This is a genomic window from Streptomyces sp. EDA2-14 (assembly GCF_054963755.1).
In genome coordinates this window covers 136,590-153,070 of the sequence record NZ_JBUEGE010000007.1, presented here as the reverse complement: position 1 = coordinate 153,070, position 16,481 = coordinate 136,590, and the positions used below count along the sequence as shown (strand labels likewise).

Sequence of the window (16,481 nt, the reverse complement as noted above, 5' to 3'; positions counted from 1 at the left end):
TCCGGTCCTGGCCATCGCAAGTCGAGTTCGGGACCGCTTCAGGGAGTTGACGGGGCATTGAGGGACGCAGGGTTGCCGGCGCGGGGCGTCGACCCGCGCGAGGTGTCGGACGCCGTCCTCGCGGGAGGTCTCGCCGCGGGTGACACGGACTGCCTCGCCGAGGTCTACCGACGGTGGTCGCCGCTGGTGCGGGGCCTCGCACAGCGGGCGCTCGGCGACCGCTGCGAGGCGGAGGACGTGATGCAGCAGGTGTTCCTCGCCGCCTGGCGCGGCCGGTCCGGGTACCGGCCCGAGATGGGCCCGCCGGCCGCCTGGTTGACGGGCATCGCGCGGCACCGGGTGGCGGACGCGCTGGCCGACCGCGCCCGGCGCGCGGCCCTGTTCGAGGCGGCGGTCGCCCGGCACTCCGTCCACTTCGGCCGCTGCGCCCCGAGCGGAGACAGCATGTCGGGCGTCGTCGAGCGGGTCCTGGTGTCCCAGGAGTTGGCGCGCCTGCCGAGCACGCAGCGCACGGTGCTGCGGTTGACGTTCTACGAGGATCTGACGCAGCCGCAGATCGCGCAGCGCACCGGCTGGCCGCTGGGCACGGTCAAGAGCCATGCCCGGCGCGGCATGCGGCGCCTGGGCGACCGGCTGCGCGGCGGACACGATCGCGCATGACCTGTACCGGCTCCACGAGCGCCCGTACAAGCTCCCCGGCGGCCCGGACCCCGCCGCCGGCCCACCTCAGCGGAATCGGCGCCGCTGAGGTGGGTACGGGAGGGCCGGCACTACAGTCGATGATCATGAACACTGGTTCCGTCCGCCTCCGTGACGTACCCGAGTCCGACATCGAGCGTGCCCTGGCGCTCGCCCATCTCGTCTTTCACGAGTCGCCCGACGACGACCGCCGCAAGCAGCAGCGGGACTCGCTGGTCGACTGCCTGCGGGTCGGCGCCTACGACGGCGAGGAACTGGTCGGCTTCGCCGCGGCGCACCCCTTCAGCGTCACGGTGCCGGGCGGCGGCGAACTGCCCTGCCCCGGCCTGACGTTCGTCTCGGTCGCGCCCACGCACCGCAGGCGCGGAGTGCTGTCGGCGATGATGTCCGAGCTGTTCGTCCGCTGCTCGGACCACGGCGCGCCGCTGGCCTCGCTGTGGGCGTCGGAGGCGTCGATCTACGGCCGGTTCGGCTTCGGGCCCGGTACGTACGGCGCGACCGTGGAGATCGACTCGCGGCGTGCGCTGGGGCTGCGCATCGCGCCCGACGAGCGTCCGCTGCGGCTGCTCGACGCGGCGGCGGCGCCCGCGGTGCTCGCGCCGTACTTCGAGTCGGCGCGCGGGCCGCGCGCGGGCCGTCAGGCGCGCACGGAGGCCTGGTGGCGCGAGCAGTGGCTGGCGCGCCAGGACGAGGAGGACGAGGACCTGTCGCCGCCGCGCGTGGTGACGCTCGGCGATCCGCTGGCCGGGTACGCGATCTACCGCACCAAGTCGGGCGACTGGGGCCGGGGCGTCCCCGGCCTGGTGGGTGTCGAGGAGCTGGAGGCCGATACGCCCGAGGTGGCGGCGGCGCTGTGGCGGTATCTCGCGGACATCGATCTGACGGGCACGGTGCGCGCGTACGGGCGGCCGGTGGACGATCCGCTGCTGTTGTTCGCGGCCGACCTCGATCAGGTCGAGGTGAAGAGTGTCGAACCGGCGTTGTGGGTGCGTCTGGTGGACGTGCGCGCGGCGCTCGCGGCCCGCGCTTGGGCGGCGCCGGTGGATGTGGCGCTCGCGGTCCGTGACGCGCGGCTCCCGGCGAACGCGGGGACGTTCCGGCTGATCGCGTCGCCGGACGGATTCTCGTACGTCCCCACGGACGACGCGCCCGATCTGACCCTGGAGGCCCGTGATCTGGCGACGGCGTACATGGGGGCGACGCCGGTGGCGGCCCTGGTGCGCGCGGGCCTGGTGGCGGAGCACACGCGGGGCGCGGCGTCGATGCTCGACGCCGCGCTACGCACGGAGCTGCTGCCGCACACCGGCGACACGTTCTGATCTCAGGGCGCCGACCGGTGTGTCAGCACTCCATGGTCCACGTGTGGGAGTCGCCGCTGTCGTTGGCCCAGCCGTTGGAGGAGATCTCCTGGCCGGGGGCGAGGCAGACGGTACCGAGTCCGATGAGGCCCGGGTTCTCGTAGACCTGGACGTGGTCCTTGATGCCGGGTCCGGAGATGCCGTGGTTGGCCCAGGAGGAGTCCTCGTCCTGGATGCCGTCCTCCCAGTCGTGGTCGTCTCCGGACCAGTTCCAGCGCATTCCGGAGTAGTCGGCGTCGGTCCAGGCGCAGAACTCTCCGCTGGGGCACTGGGCCGCGTACGCGGCGGTGGGGAGCGCGGCGACGCCGAGGGCGAGGACCGCGGCGGTCACCAGGGCGAGTGGGTGCTTCATGATGTCTGTTCTCCTTGCCGGTTCAGCGGGTGGGGGTGTGCAGCACGCGGGTGGACGCGTTCAGCGCGTGGGTCCGCAGGCGCTGCCAGTCGGTGAGTTCGGCGCGGTGTCGGGCGCGCACGGAGGTGAGACCGGTGCCGCGGTAGGCGGCCTCGGGCTTGAGGTTGTTGACGACGGTCGACACCCGGAACCAGCGTTTCTGGTCGCCGTAGAGGGTGCGTTGGGCGGCGGCCAGGCAGCCGTCCGTGTGGGCGCGGACGGGGATGCCGTTCGCGAGAGTCAGGGAGAGTTCGGCGGGCGGGCGGCCGAAGAGGGCGGCGGCGACGCGCTGTTCCTCGGCCCGGTTGGCCGGGCGCTGTCCGGGCCGAGGGGGTGTCAGTCCCTGACGGACGAGGCAGCGGTCGGTGAGGGTGCGGGTCGCGGCCCTGATGGTGTCGTCGGGTGTGCGGTCGGCCCGGTCGGGATGGTGCGTGGCGCAGCCCGTGAGCGGGAGCAGCAGGGCGAAGGCCACGGCCGTGAGGGCTCGGGTTCGGCGGTTCATGGCGCGCTAGCCGGCCTCGCACCCCATCTTGTTGTCCGAGACGCCGTCGAGTTTCCCGGACCACTCCCAGTTCTCGGAGTAGTCGTCGCGCCTGATCTCCCGGTAGAGGCAGCCGGTCGCGGTGTAGCTGATGGCGTAGACGGTCTGCTGGACGCGGGAGTCGAAGGAGGCGGCGTGCCGCGCCGTCCCGTTCTCCGCGTCGGCGTAGCCGGGCGGCCCGTAGCACCAGGCCTGCCCGTGCATGCCGGGTTCGGTCCAGAAGCAGACCTGGCCGGGCGGTGCGGCGGCGGGCGCGGCGGCCGCCGTGGGCGCGAGGGCGGTCGTGGCGCCGCCGAGGAGTGGCAGGGCGAGGGAGAGCAGCACGGATCTGTGCTTGATGAAGGATTTCATTCGGTGACCCCGGAGTGATCGTCGCTACTGAGCGCGCCCATGACGAGCGCTGTCTCACTGTGCGTGAGCACACTCCCCCGGTGTCGGCGCGATCAAGCGCAGTGTCACCCGTGTCAGTGACTGTTGGTGACCGTCACGCGTCGTCGCGGGCCACGGCGGCGGGGCTGGGTGCGGGCCATGCGGACGGCGTCGACGGACTCGGCGAGCAGTTCGTACTCGGTGGTGTCGTCGCGGGTCGCGACCCTGACGAGCCGTCCGGAGGCCAACTGCTCCGCGACGCTCTCCTGTTCGTCGGGGTCGGCGCACCAGGCGCGCAATTGTTCCGGCACGTCGGGTGCGTCGTCGGCCATGGGGGTCAGTGCCCCCTCGGGTAAGGAGGTCAGGCCGGGGTGCGGGTCGAGGCGGTCGGCCATCCACATGGCCCGGTCGCGCAGCCACCACAGGGCCAGCGCAAGCGTGGGAGCGCGATATGTGCCGAGCGGAACACCCACGCGCCGACCACCGCAGATTCCGTACGCGGTGACGTGACACAGGAATTCGTCGTGCACGGTCTCCCCCATTGCCTGGCAGCCGACGCCATTGTCCGCCGAGCCAAACGATCAGTGATCCACACAACGGCGAGAATTTCCCGGGCAATTGGCCCGTGGCACGCCGCCTTCGCGCAACGTTCAACCGTTCCTTGGTCAAGTATCGGGACTTCAGAACCAGTGTCACCATTGCTTTCACGCCAGTCTCCGGGCATATTCAGGGCCCTCGTTGGCCGAAATCCTCCATGTCGGCGAGACTGCTCGCATGCGCTCACATGACGTACTCATGGACGGTTACAGCCGCATTCAGGAAGAGGTGCACGCGGCCGTCGAAGGGCTTTCCGTCGACGCGCTGCACGAGCGCCCCGATGACGCGGCGAATTCCATCGCCTGGTTGATCTGGCATCTCACCCGCGTTCAGGACGACCATGTCGCCGATGCGGCGGGTCTGGAGCAGGTGTGGCTCGCGGGCGGCTGGGCCGAGCGGTTCGCCCTGCCGCTCGACGACACGGACACCGGATTCGGCCACACACCGAAGCAGGTGGGCCAGGTACGGGTCTCCTCCGGCGATCTCCTGGTGGGCTACTACGACGCGGTGCACGAGCAGACCGCCGGCTTCATCGGCGGCCTGAAGGACGCCGATCTCGACCGCGTCGTCGACGAGGGATGGGATCCGCCGGTGACGCTCGGCGTCCGGCTCATCAGCGTGCTCAGTGACGATCTGCAGCACGTGGGGCAGGCCGCCTACCTGCGCGGACTGGGCTGAACCCGCCGACCTTCCGCCCTCTCCAGCGGCGCCGGACGTCCCGTCCGGCGCCGCTTTCGTGCATGCCAGAGGTCTTGACAACTCGATTGGTCTGAACCAACTTTGGCGCACAGCGGTGGCCACCGTTCACATCCGCTTCCCCACCTCTTCCCAGGAGGCTTCCCCGTGGACCGTGCACGCCCCCGCAGACACAGACCCGGCCTCGCGCTCGCCGTCGTGGCGGCCGCTTCGCTCGGCGTCACCGCGCTCGCCGCGCCCGCGCAGGCCGCCGACGTCAACGTGGCCAAGAACGCCGGCTTCGAGTCGGACCTGAGCAACTGGACGTGCACCGCAGGCAGCGGCTCCGTCACGACCTCGCCCGTGCACGGCGGCACGAAGGCCCTCAAGGCCGCCCCGTCGGGCCAGGACAACGCCAAGTGCAGCCAGACCGTCGCCGTCAAGCCCAACTCGACCTACACCCTGAGCAGTTGGGTGCAGGGCGGCTACGCCTATCTCGGCGCGAGCGGCACCGGCACCACCGACGTGTCCACGTGGACACCGGGCGGCTCCTCCTGGCAGCAGCTCACGACCAGCTTCAAGACCGGCGCCAACACCAGCTCGGTGACCGTGTACACGCACGGCTGGTACGGGCAGAGCGCGTACTACGTCGACGATGTGAGCGTCCTCGGGCCCGACGGGGGCGGCGGCACGGACCCGGTCGTGGTCCCGGCCGCGCCCACGGGGCTCGCGGCGGGTGCGACGACCTCGTCGTCGGTCGACCTCTCCTGGACCCCGGTCTCGAACGCCACCGGCTACAACGTGTACCGGGGCGGCACCAAGGTCGCCGCCGTGACGGGCGCCTCGACGACCGTCACCGGCCTGACCGCCGACACCTCGTACAGCTTCCAGGTCGCCGCGACGAACGCGGCGGGCGAGTCCCCGAAGTCGACGGCGGTGACCGCGAAGACGGCGCCCTCGTCCGGCGGCAACCCCGGCGGCGGGACCGTGGCCAAGCACGCGCTGACCGGCTACTGGCAGAACTTCAACAACGGCGCGGCCGTGCAGAAGCTGCGCGACGTCCAGTCCCAGTACGACATCATCGCGGTCGCCTTCGCCGACGCCACCACCACGCCCGGCCAGATCACCTTCAACCTGGACCCGGCCGTCGGCTACGGGTCGGCCGCCGACTTCAAGGCGGACATCGCCGCCAAGCAGGCGGCGGGCAAGGCCGTGATCCTGTCGGTCGGCGGCGAGAAGGGCACCATCTCCGTCAACAGCGACGCCTCGGCGACGGCGTTCGCCAACAGCGCGTACGCGCTGATGCAGGAGTACGGCTTCGACGGCGTCGACATCGACCTGGAGAACGGGCTCAACTCGACGTACATGACGAAGGCGCTGCGCCAGCTGTCGACGAAGGCGGGCGGCAAGCTGGTCCTGACGATGGCGCCGCAGACCATCGACATGCAGTCGACGTCCGGCGAGTACTTCAAGACGGCGCTGAACGTGAAGGACATCCTCACGGTCGTCAACATGCAGTACTACAACAGCGGTTCGATGCTGGGCTGTGACGGCAAGGTCTACAGCCAGGGCTCCGTCGACTTCCTGACGGCGCTCGCCTGCATCCAGCTGGAGGGCGGCCTCGACGCCTCGCAGGTCGGGCTCGGCGTCCCGGCGTCGACGCGCGGCGCGGGCAGCGGCTACGTGGCCCCGTCGGTCGTCAACAACGCGCTCGACTGCCTGGCGCGCGGCACCGGCTGCGGCTCGTTCAAGCCCGCGAAGACCTATCCGGGGCTGCGCGGCGCGATGACCTGGTCCACGAACTGGGACGCGACGGCCGGCAACGCCTGGTCGGACGCGGTGGGCCCGAAGGTGCACGCCCTGCCGTAGGGCGCAGACGCAGTGGGGCGGATCCGGTGGCGCACGGCCACCGGATCCGTCGTGCGTGCCTTTTCAGCCGCCCATGAAGAGCATCGTGCCGTCCGGGCCGAGCGCCTCGACGCGCGCGCCGTGTTCGACGGTGCGGCTGACCGTGCAGTACTTCTCGTGGGTCAGGCGGATTCCGCGTTCGAGCGCCTCCGCGGCCTGCGTGTCGCCCTCGGGCAGCTCGATCTCGTAGGAGACGCGGACGGCGCCGACGCGTCCGTCGTCCTCCGGCCGTGACACGGAGTCGACGGTGATGCGCAGTTCTTCGTGGGGCACGGTGCGGGCCGTGCGGTCGACGACGAGGCCGCCGCAGCCGCCGAGCGCGGCGAGGAGGAGTTCGACGGGGGTGAAGGACGGCTGGGCGCCTTCGCTGTCGGCGGGGGCGATGCGGACCTCGGCGCCGCGGTCGTTGCGCGCGGTCCAGTCGCGGTCGCCGTTGCGGACGGTTTCGATGCGGTAGTCGGCCATGGCGGAACCGTAACCAGCCGCAGGCCCCGCGCCGCGCAGCGCCGCCGTGGTGTCGGCGGACGGGGCGGGGAGCCCGCGTGCCCCACGCCCGCGGACTCCCCGATGGTGCTCCCTCCCCTGGCGACCGCCGCCCGAGTGGGCGCTCGCCGTGCCGCAGAGTCTGCCGGGGACGGGCGCGGACTTCATCCCGCACCCCCGGCTTTCGGTAACTTCCCGTATTGAATCAGTGGCGAGAAGTGACGGACGCGGGGCGCCACAGGCCGCTCGTTCGGCGGGTCGGCCGGCGCTGATCGGGCCGTCTGGCGTGATCCCTGCGCCTCAAGGACGGCCGGATCCCTGCCCCTCGAGGCGCTCGCCGCACCGGGCGCAGTACAGCGCACCGGGGTCGTCGGCGGCCCGGCCGCAGGACGCGCACACGCGCGGCAGCAGGCAGGGCGCCTCGCCGCCCTCGGCGGTCAGCGGCGGGGCGGCCCGGCGGATGGTCATGCCGGGCCGCCTGCGGTGTGCCGTGAGGTACACGAGCCCTTCGTCGCCCGCGCGGACGGCGCGCTGTTCGCCGCGCGGCACGAACACGAGCGTGCCGGGCGCCAGCTTCTCGTCCACGCCCGCCCGGTGCAGCGTTCCGTGCCCCTCCACGACGACGAGGAGCACGTCGAGCTCGCTCTCCACGGAGGCGTCGCCGCCGGCACCGGGCCGCAGGCGGATGAGGTTGGCGTCGAGCTGACGGGCCGCTCCGTCGAGGCGCCAGAGGGCGCCGGTCGAGTCCGGCGCGGCGGCGCTCAGGACGTCGGCGAGGGTGACATGGGCTGCGGGCATCGCTCGGGCTCTCCTGACGTGGCGCGGTGGGTCGTGGGCCTTCGATTCTCCCTCACCGCTCTCCCGCTCCGGCTCCCCCTTCGCAACTCTCTCTGTTCAAACAGTGGACTCCGCAACACTGCTCTGCAATTCTCCAACAACTGAACGCAAGAACCTGTGCACGCTCTTCAATTCGCTCACTTCCCGTATCGATCAACCGGTGCGGTGACAGCGTCGGGACAGGAGAAGCATGATCGGACACAGCGCGTTAAGACACGGGGGAAGACGCAGGTGGCGGGGCCTCTGCGTGGTGTTCCTCGCGCTCTCCCTGGGGCTCCTCGGCCTGCCGGCCGTCATGGCGCAGGCCGCGGGCGGGCCCAATCTGGCGGCGGGAGCGGCGGCCAAGGCGAGCAGCGCGAAGCCGGGGTACGGGGCGGGGAACGTCTCTGACGGCAACTCGTCGACGTACTGGGAGAGTTCGGGCGACGACTGGCCGCAGTGGGTTCAGGTCGACCTGGGGTCGACGGCCCGCGTCGACGAGGTGGTGCTGCGCCTGCCGGCCGCGTGGGAGAGCCGGACGCAGACACTCTCGGTACAGGGCAGCGCGGACGGCGCGACGTTCGACACGCTGAAGTCCTCGGCGCAGTACGTCTTCGCCCCGGCGTCCGGGAACACGGTGACCGTGTCCTTCGCCGCCACGCAGACGCGGTACGTACGGGTCGCGGTCACCGCCAACACCGGCTGGAAGGCGGCCCAGTTGGCGGAGATCGAGGTGCACGGCGCCGCCGACTCCTCGGTGAACCTGGCGCGCGGCAAGACGTTCACGGCCAGCTCCGTGACGCAGACGTACACGGCCGCCAACGCCGGTGACGGAGACCTGTCGAGCTACTGGGAGAGCAAGAACGACGCGCTGCCCCAGTGGGTCCAGGTGGACCTCGGCGCGTCGGTCCGGGTGAACCGCGTGGTGCTGCGCCTGCCGTCCTCCTGGGAGCCCCGGACGCAGACGCTGGCCGTGAAGGGCAGCACGAACGGCTCGGACTTCACCGACCTGGCGGCCTCGAAGGCGTACGAGTTCAGTGCGGCGGACGGGCAGCGGCAGAACATCACGTTCGACGCGGTGACGACGCGCTACGTACGGGTGCTCGTGACGGTCAACACCCGCCAACCCGCCGGGCAGCTGAGCGAGTTGGAGGTGTACGGGCCGACGACCGGGGACACCGAGGCGCCCACCGCGCCCGAAGGCCTCGCCTGCACGGAGCCCGCGACCGGTCAGATCAAGCTGACGTGGAAGGCCGCATCCGACAACACCAAGGTGACCGGCTACGACATCTACGCGGACGGTCGACTGCGGGCCTCGGTCGACGGCGACACCCTCACGTACACGGACACGCAGCCGGCATCGGCCACGGTCACGTACTACGTGCGCGCCAAGGACGCGGCGGGCAACCAGTCGGCCAACAGCGACTCCGTCACGCGCAAGGGCGATTCCGGTGACACCCAGGCGCCGACCGCGCCGGGCTCCCTGGCCTTCACCGAGACGACGAAGGGCCAGGTCAAGCTCGACTGGCGGGCCTCGACGGACAACGTCAAGGTCACCGCATACGACATCTACGCGAACAGCAAGCTCCTCAAGTCCGTCGCCGGCGACGTCACCACGTACACCGACGCCCAGCCGGCGTCGGCCACGGTCACGTACTTCGTGCGCGCGAAGGACGCGGCGGGCAACGAGTCCGCGAACAGCAACTCCGTGACGCGCAACGGATCGACGTCCGAGTCCGTGAACCTGGCGGCCGGGAAGCCGGTGTCCGCGTCGTCGTCCGTCCATTCGTACGTCGCGGACAACGCGGTGGACGACGACACCAGCACCTACTGGGAGGGCGGCCCCGGCTCGTATCCGAACAGCCTGACCGTGAAGCTGGGCGCGAACGCGGACGTCTCCTCGCTCGTCCTGAAGCTGAACCCGGACGCGGTGTGGTCGGCGCGCACGCAGAAGATCGAGGTGCTCGGGCGCGAACAGAAGGCGTCGGAGTTCACGACGCTGGCCGCGGCGAAGGAGTACGGCTTCGACCCGGCGAGCGGGAACAAGGTGACGGTGCCGCTCACGGCACGGGTCGCGGACGTCCGACTGGTCTTCACCGCGAACTCCGGCTCCACGGCCGGTCAGCTGGCGGAGTTCCAGGTGCTCGGCGAGCCCGCGCCGAACCCGGACCTCGTGGTCACGGGCATCACGTCGAAGCCCGAGTCCCCGGTCGAGTCCGACAGGATCACCCTGTCGGCGACGGTGCGCAACGCGGGCACCGAGGCCGCCGACGCCACCGACGTCGACTTCACCCTCGGCTCCCAGAAGGTGGGATCGGGTTCGGTGGGCGCGCTCGCGGCCGGTGCTTCCACCACGGTGAGCGCGGAGATCGGGGCGCACGATGCGGGTTCGTACCAGGTGGGCGCGGTGGTCGACGCGAGCAGGCTGGTCGTGGAGCGCGACGAGGCGAACAACGCGTACACGAGCCCGACGAACCTGGTCGTGAAGCCGGTGACGAGCGCCGACCTGGTGGCGTCGCCGGTGGCGTGGTCGCCGAGCGCCCCCGCAGAGGGCGACACCGTCACCTTCTCCGTCGCCCTCAAGAACCAGGGGAACCAGTCGAGCGCGGGCGGCGCGCACGGCGTCACGCTCACCGTCCTCGACTCCGACGGGACAGCCGTGAAGACACTCACCGGTTCCTACGACGGGACGATCGCGGCCGGTGACACGACGTCGCCCGTGAAGCTCGGCTCATGGACGGCGGGCAAGGGCAAGTTCACGGTACGGACCGTGATCGCCGACGACGCGAACGAGCTGGCGGTCAAGCGCGCCAACAACACGTCCACGCAGCCGTTGTTCGTGGGGCGCGGCGCCAGCATGCCGTACGACATGTACGAGGCGGAGGACGGCACGGTCGGTGGCGGCGCGAAGGTCGTCGGCCCGAACCGGACCGTCGGCGACGTGGCCGGCGAGGCCTCGGGCCGCAAGGCGGTCACGCTCGAATCGACCGGCGCCTACGTCGAGTTCACCACGAAGGCGCCGACGAACACCCTGGTCACCCGCTTCTCGATGCCGGACGCCGCGGGTGGCGGCGGCAAGAACGCGACGCTGAACGTCTACGTCGACGGGAAGTACCTCAAGGCGATCGACCTGACGTCGAAGTACGCCTGGCTGTACGGATCGGAGACCGGCCCGGGCAACCAGCCGGGCGCCGGGGCGCCGCGCCACATCTACGACGAGGCGAATCTGCTGCTCGGCACGACGGTGCCGCAGGGCAGCAGGATCCGGCTGCAGAAGGACGCGGCGAACGACTCGACGTACGCGCTCGACTTCGTCAACTTCGAGGAGGCCAAGGAGCTGCCCAACCCGGACCCGGCGGCGTACGCGGTGCCGAACGGGTTCTCGCACCAGGCGGTGCAGGACGCGCTCGACAAGGTGCGGATGGACACGACGGGCAAGCTCGTCGGCGTCTACCTGCCGACCGGTGACTACGAGACGTCGAACAAGTTCCAGGTGTACGGGAAGGCCGTGAAGGTCGTCGGCGCGGGCCCGTGGTTCACGCGGTTCCACACGCCGTCGTCGCAGGAGAACACGGACGCGGGCTTCCGCGCGGAGGCGAGTGCGAACGGTTCGACGTTCGCGCACTTCTCCTTCTTCGGGAACTACACGTCGCGGATCGACGGCCCCGGCAAGGTCTTCGACTTCTCGAACGTCGCGAACATCACGATCGACGACATCTGGAACGAGCACACGGTGTGCCTGTACTGGGGCGCCAACACCGACAACATCACCATCAAGAACTCCCGGATCCGGGACACGTTCGCCGACGGCGTCAACATGACGAACGGTTCGACGGACAACCACGTCGTCAACAACGAGTCGCGGGCGACCGGCGACGACAGCTTCGCGCTGTTCTCGGCGATCGACGCGGGCGGCGCGGACGAGAAGAACAACGTGTACGAGAACCTGACGTCGCTGCTGACGTGGCGGGCGGCGGGCATCGCCGTCTACGGCGGCTACGACAACACGTTCCGCAACATCCTGATCGCGGACACCCTCGTCTACTCCGGGGTCACCATCAGCTCCCTCGACTTCGGGTATCCGATGAACGGCTTCGGCACGGAGCCGACGACGCTGGAGAACACCTCGATCGTCCGCTCGGGCGGGCACTTCTGGGGCGGGCAGACCTTCCCCGGCATCTGGATGTTCTCGGCGTCGAAGGCGTTCCAGGGGATTCGCGTCAACGACGTCGACATCGTCGACCCGACGTACAGCGGCGTCATGTTCCAGACCAACTACGTGGGAGGCCAGCCGCAGAATCCGATCAAGGACACGATCCTCACGGACGTGACGATCTCCGGGGCCCGCAAGAGCGGTGACGCGTACGACGCGAAGTCCGGCTTCGGCGTGTGGGCGAACGAGATGCCGGAGGCGGGCCAGGGCCCGGCCGTCGGCGAGGTCACCTTCAAGAACCTGAAGCTGAAGGACAACGCGGTGGACATCCGCAACACGACGTCCACGTTCAAGATCAATTCACTGCCGTAGAAGGAGCTGCAGAGAGAGCCGTAGAAGGAGCCACGGAAAGACGCGCCCGACTGTCAACTTCACGTTGACAGTCGGGCACTGTCAACCTACGGTTGCACCATGACGAACTCCGGCGGCAGCCAGCCCTCCATCCGTCTCGACGACCTCATCGACGCCATCAAGAAGTCGAACACCGACGCACTCGACCAGCTCCAGAACGCCGTCATCGCGGCGGACCACCTCGGCGACATCGCCGACCACCTGATCGGCCACTTCGTCGACCAGGCCCGCCGCTCCGGCGCCTCCTGGACGGACATCGGCAAGAGCATGGGAGTCACCCGGCAGGCGGCGCAGAAGCGCTTCGTGGCCAAGGGCTCCGAGTCCGACCTGGACCCCAGCCAGGGCTTCAACCGCTACACCGACCGCGCCCGCAACGTGATCGTCTCCGCGCAGAACGAGGCCCGCGCCGCGAGCAACGACACCATCACCCCCGCGCACCTGGTCCTCGGTCTGCTGCACGAGCCGGAGGGCCTCGCGGCCCGGGCGATCCTCGCGCAGGACGTGCTCCTGGACACCGTGCGACAGGCCGCGACGGCGGAGCTGCCGGAGAAGTCCGAGGACATGCCGGCCCTGGTGCCGTTCGACGCCGACGCCAAGAAGGCCCTGGAGCTGACGTTCCGTGAGGCGCTGCGCCTGGGCCACAACTACGTCGGCACGGAGCACATCCTGCTCGCGCTCCTGGAGCACGAGAACGGCTCCGGGCTGCTGAACGGCCTCGGCATCGAGAAGGACCAGGCCGAGTCGCAGGTCCTCGCGGTCCTCTCGGAGATCGTGAAGAACCAGCAGGAGTCCGGGGAGGACTGAGCGCCCCGGCCAGGACCCCTGCTCCTGTCTCCCACCTGTGCCGTCCCACTTTTCTTCATAGGCGCAGGTGGGAGACTGCTGCCATGACTGCTGAGCGCTCAGGAACCCCCGCCCTGCCGGGCGACCTCGTCGACATCGACGCGCTGATCGACGCGTACTACACGCGCGAGCCCGACGTCACGCGCCCCGAGCAGCGCGTCGTCTTCGGCACGAGCGGCCACCGCGGCTCCAGCCTCGACGGGGCCTTCAACGAGAAGCACATCGCCGCGATCACCCAGGCGATCGTGGAGCACCGCGCCGCCGAGGGCATCACGGGCCCCCTGTTCATCGGCCCGGACACGCACGCCCTGTCCCTGCCCGCGCTGAAGACCGCCCTCGGCGTCCTCGCGGCGCACGGTGTGCGGGTGCTGGCCGACGCGCACGAGGACTTCGTGCCGACGCCCGCGCTCAGCCACGCGATCCTGCGCTGGAACCAGGACCCCGGCGCCGAGCGCGCCGACGGCATCGTGATCACACCGAGCCACAACCCGCCCCGCGACGGCGGCTTCAAGTACAACCCGCCGCACGGCGGCCCCGCCGACTCCTCCACGACCTCGTGGATCGCCGACCGCGCCAACGAGCTCCTTGAGGACGCCAGTTGGACGCCGCGCACGACCGGCGAGGCGACCGGGGAGCCGTACGACTTCCGTGAGCGCTACGTCGAGGACCTGAGGAACATCGTCGACGTCGACGCCATCCGGGCGGCGGGTGTGCGCATCGGCGCCGACCCGCTGGGCGGGGCGAGCGTGCACTACTGGGCGCGGATCGCCGAGATGTACGGGCTCGAACTGACCGTGGTGAACCCCGAGACCGACCCGACGTGGCGCTTCATGACGCTCGACTGGGACGGCAAGATCCGGATGGACCCGTCCTCGGCGCCGGCCATGGCCTCGGTTCTCGCGCGGCGGCACGATTACGACCTGCTGACCGGCAACGACGCCGATGCCGACCGGCACGGCATCGTCACGCCGGACGCGGGCCTGATGAACCCGAACCACTATCTGGCCGTCGCCATCCACTACCTGTTCAGCCACCGGCCGCACTGGCGGGCCTCCGCCGCGATCGGCAAGACGCTCGTGTCGTCCGCCGTCATCGACCGGATCGCCGCCTCACTCGGCCGCGAACTCGTCGAAGTACCCGTCGGGTTCAAGTGGTTCGTGCCGGGCCTGGTCGACGGCTCGGTGGCGTTCGGCGGCGAGGAGAGCGCGGGCGCGAGCTTCGTACGCACCGACGGCAGCGTGTGGACCACCGACAAGGACGGCATCCTGCTCGCCCTGCTCGCCGCCGAGATCACCGCCGTGACCGGCAAGACACCCTCGGCGTACTACGCCGAACTCGCCGCCGAGCACGGCGCGTCCGGCGCCGCGTACGCCCGCATCGACGCCAAAGCGACGAAGGAGCAGAAGGCCCGGCTCGCCAGGCTGACCGGCGACGCGATCACCGCCGACACCCTCGCGGGGGAGCCGATCACGGCCCGCCTGACCGAGGCGCCGGGCAACGGCGCGGCCATCGGCGGCGTCAAGGTCACCACCGAGAACGCGTGGTTCGCGGCCCGGCCCAGCGGCACGGAGGACGTCTACAAGATCTACGCCGAGTCCTTCCACGGCGCCGAGCACCTCGCCCAGGTGCAGAGCGAGGCGCAGGCGATCGTGGACGCGGCGCTCAGCTGACCCGCGCCTCGGGGAGGCCGGGGATGTCGGCGACGCCGTCCAACACGTAGGTGTGCGGGTGAAGTTCGAGCTGCTCGCGGGTGAGCTGGCCCGTGAGCACGCCGACCACGACACCCGCGCCCGCGTTGACCCCGGCCTCCAGGTCGACGACGGTGTCGCCGGCCACCAGGACCGTGCGCACGTCGACGGTCCCGGTCTTCTCCATCGCGCGGTGGATCATGTACGGGGCGGGGCGGCCGCGCGGCACCTCGTCGGAGGTGACGACGGCGTCGAGGTTGCCGCCCTCGCCGGTGGACCAGCCCAGCGAGTCCAGCAGGGGCATGGCCACATCGGCGCTGAATCCGGTGGTGAGGGCGACCTTGATGCCGCGGCCGCGCAGTTCCTCGAGTGCCTTGTCGGCGTGGGCTATCGGCTCGGGCGGCCGCTGCGCGTAGCGCTCGCGCAGGAATCCGCGGAACGCCTCGTACTGCCGCTCGACGAGGGCGGCGTCGGGGCTGCCGCCGCCGATGCGGACGAGGGCGGCGATGGCCTCGCGCTTGTCGGTGCCCATCCAGGTCTGCAGGTCGACCGGGTCCACGGTGACACCGGTGGCTTCCACGGCGTGGCGCAGCGCCTCGTAGACGGCTCCGTGTTCCTCGATGGTGGTGCCTGCCATGTCGAAGACGGCGAGTTCGATCACTGGACTTCCTTACGTGTGGTGCGGGTTTCTGCGCTGCCGTCGCGCGCCGCGACGGTGCGGCCGCCCATGGTGTTCTCGATGGTGAACGTGGCCATGGACGGCAGATAGCGGTCGTCCGCATACTCGACGGGGCTTCCGTCGCCGGTGTATGCCAGCCGCCGTACGCGGAGCAGCGGCAGGCCGGGGGCGACGCCGAGCAGTTCGGCGTCCTGAGAGTCCGCCGCGACGGCGTCGATGGTGTGTCGCGCGCGGTGCAGGTCGACGTCGCGCGAGGTGAGGGACGCGTAGACGGAGCCCTCGTCGGGGTCGAACGCGAACAGGTGCGCGCCGATGTCGAGGGTGAACGTGGAGCGCTCGACCATCGCGGGCACCCCGTCCAGGCTGCGCACCCGGACGAGGTCGACGGCCTGCGCACCCTCGTCCAGGCCGAGGCGCGCGGCGGCCTCGGGGCTCGCTCGGCGTCTGGCGACCTCGACGGTGTGCTGGCCGGGGGCCCGGCCGATCGACTCGGCCCACTGTGTGAACGACATCAGCGAGGCGAAGGGCTGCGAGGGCGTGACCTTGCGCGCGACGGGCGGTTTGCCGCGCCCGCCGACCAGATGGCCGTCGGCCCGCAGATGCGCGAGCGCCTGCCGCACGGGACCGCGCGAGGTCCCGAACTCCTCGCAGAGCTGCGCCTCGCTCGGCACGGGCAGCCCTTCGGGCCACTCCCCCGACTCGATGCGTCGCTGGAACTCGGCGCCGAGCCGCTGGTGCAGCGGCCCCTCCTCACTACTTGTCTTCACAAGTGAAGTGTCGCAGCCCTGCCACGAGCAGGACAAGGGCAGTCTTGGCGCACAGCTGGTAAACAACGAGAAAACTTGTATAGACAACACTTGCGGGTGACGG

General features: G+C 70.5%; 15 protein-coding genes. 7 read left to right on the top strand and 8 right to left on the bottom strand.

Annotation, left to right across the window (positions count from 1 at the left end; genetic code table 11):
• Nucleotides 1-57 precede the first annotated feature (57 nt).
• Together ACY34M_RS19980 and ACY34M_RS19975 are read left to right on the top strand one after the other, a co-directional pair.
• Nucleotides 58-660 (top strand): RNA polymerase sigma factor, encoded by a 603-nt coding sequence (locus tag ACY34M_RS19980; protein ID WP_462722318.1) that lies wholly within the window; start codon nucleotides 58-60, stop codon nucleotides 658-660.
• 125 nt (nucleotides 661-785) lie between these two features.
• Nucleotides 786-2,018, top strand: coding sequence for a GNAT family N-acetyltransferase (locus ACY34M_RS19975; RefSeq protein ID WP_462722319.1), 1,233 nt, complete (start codon nucleotides 786-788; stop codon nucleotides 2,016-2,018).
• Between the two features lie 22 nt (nucleotides 2,019-2,040).
• On the opposite strand, the gene ACY34M_RS19970 is transcribed toward ACY34M_RS19975, so the two are convergent.
• From ACY34M_RS19970 to ACY34M_RS19955, 4 genes are all read right to left on the bottom strand, one after another.
• Complete coding sequence (locus ACY34M_RS19970; RefSeq protein ID WP_462722320.1) at nucleotides 2,041-2,409, bottom strand: peptidase inhibitor family I36 protein; 369 nt, start codon at nucleotides 2,407-2,409, stop codon at nucleotides 2,041-2,043.
• 22 nt (nucleotides 2,410-2,431) lie between these two features.
• Nucleotides 2,432-2,950 carry a hypothetical protein gene (locus ACY34M_RS19965; protein ID WP_462722321.1) on the bottom strand — a complete coding sequence of 173 codons (519 nt, stop codon included), beginning with the start codon at nucleotides 2,948-2,950 and terminating at the stop codon, nucleotides 2,432-2,434.
• Nucleotides 2,951-2,956: 6 nt separating this feature from the next.
• Complete coding sequence (locus ACY34M_RS19960) at nucleotides 2,957-3,340, bottom strand: hypothetical protein (protein ID WP_462722322.1); 384 nt, start codon at nucleotides 3,338-3,340, stop codon at nucleotides 2,957-2,959.
• A 113-nt stretch (nucleotides 3,341-3,453) separates the two neighbouring features.
• Nucleotides 3,454-3,888, bottom strand: coding sequence for a hypothetical protein (locus ACY34M_RS19955; RefSeq protein ID WP_462722323.1), 435 nt, complete (start codon nucleotides 3,886-3,888; stop codon nucleotides 3,454-3,456).
• Nucleotides 3,889-4,132: 244 nt separating this feature from the next.
• Here ACY34M_RS19955 and ACY34M_RS19950 point away from each other — a divergent pair, with 244 nt between their 5' ends.
• Entirely contained in the window at nucleotides 4,133-4,633 is a 501-nt protein-coding gene (locus ACY34M_RS19950) for a mycothiol transferase (RefSeq protein ID WP_462722324.1), read from the top strand.
• Nucleotides 4,634-4,798: 165 nt separating this feature from the next.
• A complete protein-coding gene (locus tag ACY34M_RS19945) occupies nucleotides 4,799-6,499 on the top strand; it encodes a chitinase (RefSeq protein ID WP_462722325.1) in 1,701 nt (566 codons plus the stop codon).
• 63 nt (nucleotides 6,500-6,562) lie between these two features.
• Here the strand turns inward: ACY34M_RS19945 and ACY34M_RS19940 are convergent, their stop codons facing one another.
• Nucleotides 6,563-7,003 (bottom strand): OsmC family protein, encoded by a 441-nt coding sequence (locus ACY34M_RS19940; protein WP_462722326.1) that lies wholly within the window; start codon nucleotides 7,001-7,003, stop codon nucleotides 6,563-6,565.
• A gap of 318 nt (nucleotides 7,004-7,321) precedes the next feature.
• Complete coding sequence (locus ACY34M_RS19935; RefSeq protein ID WP_462722327.1) at nucleotides 7,322-7,819, bottom strand: cupin domain-containing protein; 498 nt, start codon at nucleotides 7,817-7,819, stop codon at nucleotides 7,322-7,324.
• 229 nt (nucleotides 7,820-8,048) lie between these two features.
• On the opposite strand from ACY34M_RS19935, the gene ACY34M_RS19930 reads away from it, so the two are divergent.
• The 3 genes from ACY34M_RS19930 (at nucleotide 8,049) to pgm (ending at nucleotide 14,914) form a co-directional block, all read left to right on the top strand.
• The gene (locus ACY34M_RS19930; protein ID WP_462722328.1) at nucleotides 8,049-12,362 is read left to right on the top strand and encodes a discoidin domain-containing protein; all 4,314 of its coding nucleotides are present in this window, start codon (nucleotides 8,049-8,051) and stop codon (nucleotides 12,360-12,362) included.
• 99 nt (nucleotides 12,363-12,461) lie between these two features.
• On the top strand, nucleotides 12,462-13,205 hold the full coding sequence (locus ACY34M_RS19925) for a Clp protease N-terminal domain-containing protein (protein ID WP_462722329.1): 744 nt from the start codon (nucleotides 12,462-12,464) through the stop codon (nucleotides 13,203-13,205).
• 83 nt (nucleotides 13,206-13,288) lie between these two features.
• Nucleotides 13,289-14,914: a phosphoglucomutase (alpha-D-glucose-1,6-bisphosphate-dependent) gene (pgm, locus tag ACY34M_RS19920; protein WP_462722330.1), complete on the top strand. Its 1,626-nt coding sequence runs from the start codon at nucleotides 13,289-13,291 to the stop codon at nucleotides 14,912-14,914.
• Here pgm and ACY34M_RS19915 read toward each other — a convergent pair.
• Together ACY34M_RS19915 and ACY34M_RS19910 are read right to left on the bottom strand one after the other, a co-directional pair.
• Nucleotides 14,907-15,593 carry a phosphonatase-like hydrolase gene (locus ACY34M_RS19915; protein ID WP_462722331.1) on the bottom strand — a complete coding sequence of 229 codons (687 nt, stop codon included), beginning with the start codon at nucleotides 15,591-15,593 and terminating at the stop codon, nucleotides 14,907-14,909. The two genes, pgm and ACY34M_RS19915, sit on opposite strands and share 8 nt — an antisense overlap.
• On the bottom strand, nucleotides 15,590-16,378 hold the full coding sequence (locus ACY34M_RS19910) for a GntR family transcriptional regulator (RefSeq protein WP_462722332.1): 789 nt from the start codon (nucleotides 16,376-16,378) through the stop codon (nucleotides 15,590-15,592). The genes ACY34M_RS19915 and ACY34M_RS19910 overlap by 4 nt, the downstream gene beginning before the upstream one ends.
• Between the last annotated feature and the right edge of the window lie 103 nt (nucleotides 16,379-16,481).